This is a genomic window from Vibrio limimangrovi (assembly GCF_054064025.1).
The window spans coordinates 1-7349 of record NZ_JBSUGF010000027.1; the positions used below are offsets into that span (position 1 = coordinate 1).

Here is a 7349-nt window from a genome sequence, read left to right on the forward strand (position 1 = left end):
GCATGTTGGAACCCTCAGATATTTATCTCATCCTGCTAAGTTTAGGTTGGCAGGGGAAGAGTGGATTCCATACATCACGATAGAGTAGTCCTTCATGGCATTTTGCTGAAGCTCTCTTTGACTAAGTTGACCTAATGTTTCTAGTATGAAATTCGTGGTCTATCAAGTTGGTGACTTACTATTGTAAGCAGCTATATAGATATAGTTCTTCACCTAATTGTTGTATTATTTTCGTAACTTGCGCCAAATATTAGATCAACCATGAAGCGAATAGATTCTATTTTCCAATACTTACTCAAAAACAATAGTAAACAAGGCATGACAACTCTCGATATAGCAGAGGAGTTAAACCTTGATCGAGCGAATGTCAGTGGTGATTTAAATAAACTATGTAAAGATGGCAAGGTAATAAAATCTGGTATTCGCCCAGTCTATTATCGAGCGGTAACAATGGGAGTAACAGAACAGCACATCGAGCCAGATCAAAAGCCTACCGCTTTAGAACAAATTCAAACTATGTGTCCTAGTCTTTATGGTGCAGCAGAGCAAGCAAAAGCTGCCATTCTTTACCCGCCCAATGGTATGCATATTATGCTACAAGGAGAAACGGGAACGGGTAAATCAATGTTTGCTAGCCTAATACATAAGAGTGCAATACGACTTAATTGCCTGACTGTGGACGCACCATTTGTAATATTTAACTGTGCAGAGTATTCAAACAATCCTCAGCTACTCGTTTCACAGTTATTCGGGTGTAAAAAAGGGGCTTATACAGGCGCCGACAGTGATCGACCTGGGTTACTTGATGTTGCTGATGGAGGAATATTATTTTTAGATGAAGTTCATCGGCTCCCTCCAGAGGGGCAAGAGATGCTATTTACATTCATTGATACAGGACTTTATCGACGTTTAGGAGAAGCAGACACAAAACGTAAATCTAAAGTTTTAATTATCTGTGCCACGACCGAAAACCCTGAGTCAGAGCTCCTAAGTACCTTTGTACGACGTATTCCTATGCGGATTACGCTTCCACCGCTACGTGAACGCAGTATTGAAGAAAGATTAAACTTGATTACGAGTTTTATTTCTAAAGAATCAGCACGGTTGCAAAGGCCAATTAAAGTTTCAATCAATGCCGTTCGATCACTACTTGGTTACGATTGCCCATCAAATATTGGTCAATTAGAAGGTGATATTCGAATACTTTGTGCTAAAGCTTATGCCGATTTTATTACCGGTCGTCAAACTGAGCTCCAAATATCCAGCTATAACTTGCCTGATAATATAAAATCTGGATTAAATTTATATACTGAGCACAGGCAGATATGGACACATTTAAACTGTATTGACCAACGCTTTTACCTCTTCACAGAAGATAACCTATCGAATGTGTCCGATTTTGCTATGGGGAAAACGGAAAATATATATGAACTCATAGACAAGAGGGTAAATCAGTTAAAACAAATCGGAAGCACAGAAGAGCAATTAGATAAAATTGTTGCAAGTGATATCAACAACTATCTCGGCCACTGTATTGAGGTCGCTCAGGCTGACCATAGTAATAAAAACTTGGAAAAGTTGGCTGGAGAAACCACGATTTCCTTAGTTGAAGAGATATCGATGTTGTGTCAATCACAGCTAGGTAATGCACTACCGGATAGCATTAAACACGCTATGGTACTTCATCTAGCAAACTTACTTGTTAGATTACGTAATAACAAAAGAATAAATAACCCCAAACTCACAGAAATTAAGGAGCAGTACCCAACTCAATTTAAAGTAGCCACTCAATGTTTATCCATTATTAATTCAACATTTGATGTGCACACTCCTGTTGATGAAGCAGGTTTCCTAACTATGTTTATAGCTGCGGGAAATGAAAAGCTAAATTTAGCCTCCAATCAAGTTAAAGTCATAGTTGTTCATCATGGCGAGTCTACCGCAACCTCCATCGCTGCTACCTGTAATCAGTTGCTTGGAGGAAATTACTGTACTGGGTTTAATATGGCTCTTAGTGATTCTCCATCCAGTACTTATACGAAAATCGTTGATTTTCTGAAAGGATCACCATCCTGTGATGTTCTTTTACTTGTGGATATGGGGTCATTAATGAATTTTGGTGCTGATATTGAAAAAGAGCTGAACATAAAAACAAAAACAATTTCAATGACCAGTGCGCCTCACGTATTAGCTGCTTGTGGTAAAGCTATGCTTGGATATCCACTAGACTTTATCTATGACGAAACGCTTCAAGTGACAATTGATAATATTGCGATGCTACGCAATACAAAAACTGATTATAAAGGAGATGATTTACTGTCTTTTAAGGAAGCTCATAACCTTAAACTGACAATCATTACTATTTGTACAACAGGTGAAGGATCTGCAATTTATCTAAAAAAATTCTTAGAACGAAGTCTTGCTGATTATGCTGAAAAAATAAACATAATACCTATTAATTTAGTCGGAGAAGAAAATATTAGTGATAGGTTGAAGTTGGTTGAACAAAACGAGTTTGTTTTGTGTGTTACTGGTCCATTTAAAACAAACCTTTCGGTGCCTCACTATGATTTAGAGCATATTTTTTCTGGTAAAGGAATAGAAGATATAAAATATCAAGTTGAATATGAGCTTGGTATTTTAGAAGGGCTAAGTATAACAAAATTTGAATTTTCTAAATTTGATAAGGATGAATTAATTTTCGATATTCGCCATCTTATTTATCGATTTGAAAAAATAAGCAAGAAAAAAGTTTCCTTAAGTCTACAATATGGGATACTACTACATTTAGCTTGTACGATGGATTCATTGGCCAATAATGAACCATTAGCTAAATATCCTTCTACCTTAACATCACCAGAAATAAGTAAAGATATTTATACTTCGCTAAATCAAAGCTTAAACACCTTAGGGAATAAGTACGCTATTAAATTTTCTAAAGACGAGCTATTTTATCTATATCACTTATTTAAAGAAGATGATCTAAGCTGATACTAGTTTCCAGGACATGAAAACTTATAGCTGTAGAATTGAAGGCTAAGTGACATTTTTAATATATTTATGGTCTATATTTTTGTTTCATTATACATGCGATATTAGAGTATGTAGAAGATAAAAAAACTGGCAGCTATTCATGTTGATAACTGCCAGATAACATCAAAACCTCTAGGTTTCTATGCTAGTTCTAATAATTATAAATTAGAGAACTTCACCATTACTATTAATAACGTTTTGGTACCAATAAAAGCTTTTTTTCGGAACCCTCTTCAAATCTCTTAAGTCACTATCAGTACGGTTAACGAAAACAAAACCATAGCGTTTTTTAAACCCACTACTAGTACTGACCAAATCAATGTACGACCACGGACAATAACCAAATAGCTTAACACCATCCGAAATCGCGAGTTTGCACTGTTCTATGTGATCTCGTAAGTAGTCTATTCGATAATCATCATTCACTTCACCCTGAGAGTCGACATCATCTATACCTCCAACCCCATTTTCAGTGATCAGTATGGGTAAATGATATCTATCATTTAACTCGTTAAGTAAAACTCGTAACCCAACAGGGTCAATTTCCCATTCCCAAGGTGTTTTCTTTAGGTGTGGGTTGTCTTTTCCTTGATAGAGCCCAGGCCTTTTTTCATGTTTAGATTCGCCATCTGTCCCGTCAAAATTAAGAACCTTTTCACTAGCGTCCTCATTCTCAGGGCATGCAGCTACAGCCTTACTACTATAATAATTCAAGCCTATAAAGTCTGATTTGGCACTGGCAATGATTTCCATATCACCATCTTCAATAGTAGGTGCACAATCATTTTCAACCATGTAAGCCCAAACATTGTCTCTATACTTCCCGTGACAATATAGATCCATAAATAGCCAGGTATGGAAATCATTCGCCTCACGTGCAGCAAGAATGTCATCGGGATGGCAACTGTATGGGTAATTGGGTGCAATTCCGATAGCTGGGCCGATTTTAGCTTCAGGTAACAATTCTCTACACAAATGAACCGCTTGAGCATGAGCTAGCATCATGTTGTGATTTAACTGATACTTTTGTTGTTCTTTAGTTTTATTGCTATCAGGGTCTAGTTCAACAAGGTATGGCAGCAAGAACATGTTGCTTTGTTCATTAATCGTCAACCAATATTTAACCCTATTACCAAACTCAGCAAACAATGTATGACAATAATTTTTGAAATCGTCAATAATCGCTCTGCTACACCAGCCAGCATATTTATTTTGAAGTACTAGTGGCATATCAAAATGAAAAATCGTAACAATAGGCTCAATATCATTAGCAAGTAGTTCGTCAATCAAATCGCTATAAAATTTAATTCCTTCCGGATTTACATCCCCGATTCCATCTGGGATAACTCTACTCCACGAAATTGAAAAACGATAAGCTTTCATCCCAAGTTGTTTCATTAAAGCAACATCATCCCGGAAACGATGATAATGATCAGATGCGATGCTGGTATCGGCATAGTTCGGATTGATGTTGAGGTCAACTGTAGATAACTTTCGCCCATACAGTTCATGGGCTCCTTCTACCTGATACGCGGCAGTTGAGGCTCCCCAGAGAAAATTCTCTGGGAAGTTTTTTACATTTTTGTATATCAAGCTGAAACCTCTCCCTTAACCATTTGTTTATTATCATTGTCTTTCACTTCTGTATTAGCAGCAGCTTCTAACTCCTGCTCTTCTTTAAGTTTCGCTTTCTCTGAAACTTTGAAGAATGGATAATAAACACACACTGAAATCACAATGGATATTGCTTGCCAAACTACGGCTCTGATATCACCACCAGTAGATAAGTAGCCACTTAATAGAGGAGGAGTAGTCCAAGGAATAGCAACAACAACTTTTCCAATCAAACCGTAATACATTAAGCCGTAGGTCGCCGCTTGCAGAATTACAGGGGTCAACACATAAGGCAGAAGAACTACCGGGTTTAACATAATTGGAAAGCCAAATACTAAAGGTTCATTTATATTAAATACTGTCGGAGGAGTACAGATTTTGCTAAGTGACCGGTATGTTTTACTGCGTGAGCGCAACATAAGAATTACTAAACCAACAGTAGCTCCGGTACCACCTAACCATAAATTAAAATAAAAGAAGCCGAAGGCCGTTACATGTGGGATCGCTTCTCCAGCTGCAAACGCAGCAGAGTTGTTAGCTAAATATCCCAATAACACAGGGTAGACAATACCAGCAAAAATATTATCGCCATTAATGCCACATACCCAAATAAGTGATGTAAAAAATGTTAGGATAAGAATGCCAGGAAGGGTATCTAACCCAAACACTAAGGGAGATAAAATACGCTCAATTAATAAGTTAACATCGAAGTTTAAAAATACTCGAATAAACCATAAGAATGTAATAAATACTAGTGCAGGAATAATTACTGTAAAGGAGTCAGAGACATAACTAGGAACACCTTTAGGCATTTTTATTGTTATTTTACGTCTGTAGAAGAATACTATAGTTTCCGCACATAATAATCCAACAGCAATAGCTGTAAATAAACCAGATGCACCAAAGTTTGACGTCATAACACTGAAGTCTTCGGTATTAACTTGTAATACTAAAAAACCCACAAGTGCTGTAACGCTAGTACCAATAGGGTCTATCTTGTGGACAACCGCCATGTGGTAACCGATGCTGGCAACAGCAATAAGAGATATCATGCCGAATGTCATGGTATTACCAACATTAATCATACCAGCATATGGTTCAATTAATTCTGCCCATGCCTTAGATGGAAAGCTAGCTACTACCGTAAAAATACTACCAATAATAATAAACGGTATAATCATCATCATCCCATTACGTACGGCTTGCATGTAGCGGTTTTCACCAAGTGCAACCATTATGGGAACAAATTTATTTTGAAAAAAACTTGAAAGCTTGTTCATTGTTCAGTCCTTTATAAAAAGATGGTGGGGTACATCACCACCTTTTTTATACAATTAATATCAGTATCAGGAGATATAGGGGTTATTAATATTAATTATAGCTATACCCTTTAACCCAATAGGTTTTTTGCATGCTGAACAATTTCAGCACCATTTTGCATTGCATAATCCATGGGATTAATTGAATCTACAGGAATATTTAACTCTTTTGTTGCTTTTTCTGCTTCAGGCTTTTTATATCTAATCTGAGGGCCAAGCAAAATAACATCATATTTATCATATACTTCATAAAAATGATCAAAAGACTTCGCTTCAATAACAAAAGACTCTTTTTCTTCTGGTGATAAGCTATTAAACATAGATTCTGCTACTAAACTTGTAGATGCACCAGCGCCACAACATAGAAGTATTTTCATTTTATTCCCCTTTTAATTCAGATAGTTGTTTTTTTATATCAGCTAATTCTTCATGCACTGCAATAAATTCTTCCGAGACTTCTCGTGCCAACAAGGCTGTCATTAAGTGATCTTGAGCATGAATCAAAGTAATTGAAATATTGACTAACTCTCCGCAAGCTTCTTTACGAATTAGATCCGTTTGTATTTTATGTGCCAATAGCGCACTTTCTTTCGAATTAGCTAAACAGTTTTTTGCCTCTTGGAACTTTTTCTCTTTTGCTAAACCAATTGCTTCAAAAGAACAGCTACGAGCTTCACCCGCGTTAACGATGAGTTCCATGTATAGATTTTGAATCTCTTCAATGTCTGAATCGATTGCTTTTAGTTCGGTCATATCTACCTCTGGGTGATAAAAATATTCATTGTTATTTATACCTTGAACACTAATTTTCCTGGTATGTACATTTATAATGCTTAAAGCGTGCCAACACAGGTTATTTCTTATAATATCAACGAGTTAAAACGACATTAAAACACAATCAACACACTAAAAAATGGATAACACACTAAGTTCGTATGATGAGACACACTAATAACACGGTTATGTGTGTTAATAGTTAAGTAATCGACGAGCAACTAAGTTTTGAGACTTAATTGAAATTAGCTCTAAGCTTTAATGAAAGATGGATGAACATCTCAAGCATAGGCAGGACTGGATTGAGGGGGAGATCAAAACGACTTTATGAAGCCAGATTTTGACCCTCGAAACTACGGGTTGAAGAAGTTATCTGACTTTTTTGATAAATATCCAACGCGCTATAGAACCCGTAACACTAAACGTACTGGTATGGAGTTTCAGCTGATAACAAAGGCAAGCAAACAAAAATGATGTGCTGCCTTCGCTGACGACATACTGCAATCGGGTAACTCAAAAATGCCCCATTTCGTATATGGAATCCACGTATTTACAAAGTGATTTAGCAATTCAAAGTTAAGATGCGGTCGTATATTCGGTTTCTTGTGA

The 7349-nt window shown here is 36.6% G+C and carries 6 protein-coding genes; 2 read left to right on the forward strand and 4 right to left on the reverse strand.

Annotation, left to right across the window (positions count from 1 at the left end; translation table 11 throughout):
- The first annotated feature begins 261 nt into the window (after positions 1 to 261).
- Positions 262 to 2991, forward strand: coding sequence for a sigma-54-dependent transcriptional regulator (locus ACWYU8_RS21790; RefSeq protein WP_457521820.1), 2730 nt, complete (start codon positions 262 to 264; stop codon positions 2989 to 2991).
- A gap of 207 nt (positions 2992 to 3198) precedes the next feature.
- Here the strand turns inward: ACWYU8_RS21790 and ACWYU8_RS21795 are convergent, their stop codons facing one another.
- The 4 genes from ACWYU8_RS21795 to ACWYU8_RS21810 form a co-directional block, all read right to left on the reverse strand.
- Positions 3199 to 4626 carry a glycoside hydrolase family 1 protein gene (locus tag ACWYU8_RS21795; protein WP_457521821.1) on the reverse strand — a complete coding sequence of 476 codons (1428 nt, stop codon included), beginning with the start codon at positions 4624 to 4626 and terminating at the stop codon, positions 3199 to 3201.
- Positions 4623 to 5927 (reverse strand): PTS sugar transporter subunit IIC, encoded by a 1305-nt coding sequence (locus tag ACWYU8_RS21800; RefSeq protein ID WP_457521822.1) that lies wholly within the window; start codon positions 5925 to 5927, stop codon positions 4623 to 4625. The genes ACWYU8_RS21795 and ACWYU8_RS21800 overlap by 4 nt, the downstream gene beginning before the upstream one ends.
- Before the next feature lie 110 nt (positions 5928 to 6037).
- A complete protein-coding gene (locus tag ACWYU8_RS21805) occupies positions 6038 to 6343 on the reverse strand; it encodes a PTS sugar transporter subunit IIB (RefSeq protein WP_457521823.1) in 306 nt (101 codons plus the stop codon).
- 1 nt (position 6344) lies between these two features.
- Positions 6345 to 6719, reverse strand: coding sequence for a PTS lactose/cellobiose transporter subunit IIA (locus ACWYU8_RS21810; RefSeq protein WP_457521824.1), 375 nt, complete (start codon positions 6717 to 6719; stop codon positions 6345 to 6347).
- Between the two features lie 348 nt (positions 6720 to 7067).
- On the opposite strand from ACWYU8_RS21810, the gene ACWYU8_RS21815 reads away from it, so the two are divergent.
- On the forward strand, positions 7068 to 7214 hold the full coding sequence (locus ACWYU8_RS21815) for an OST-HTH/LOTUS domain-containing protein (RefSeq protein WP_457521825.1): 147 nt from the start codon (positions 7068 to 7070) through the stop codon (positions 7212 to 7214).
- Positions 7215 to 7349 lie beyond the last annotated feature (135 nt).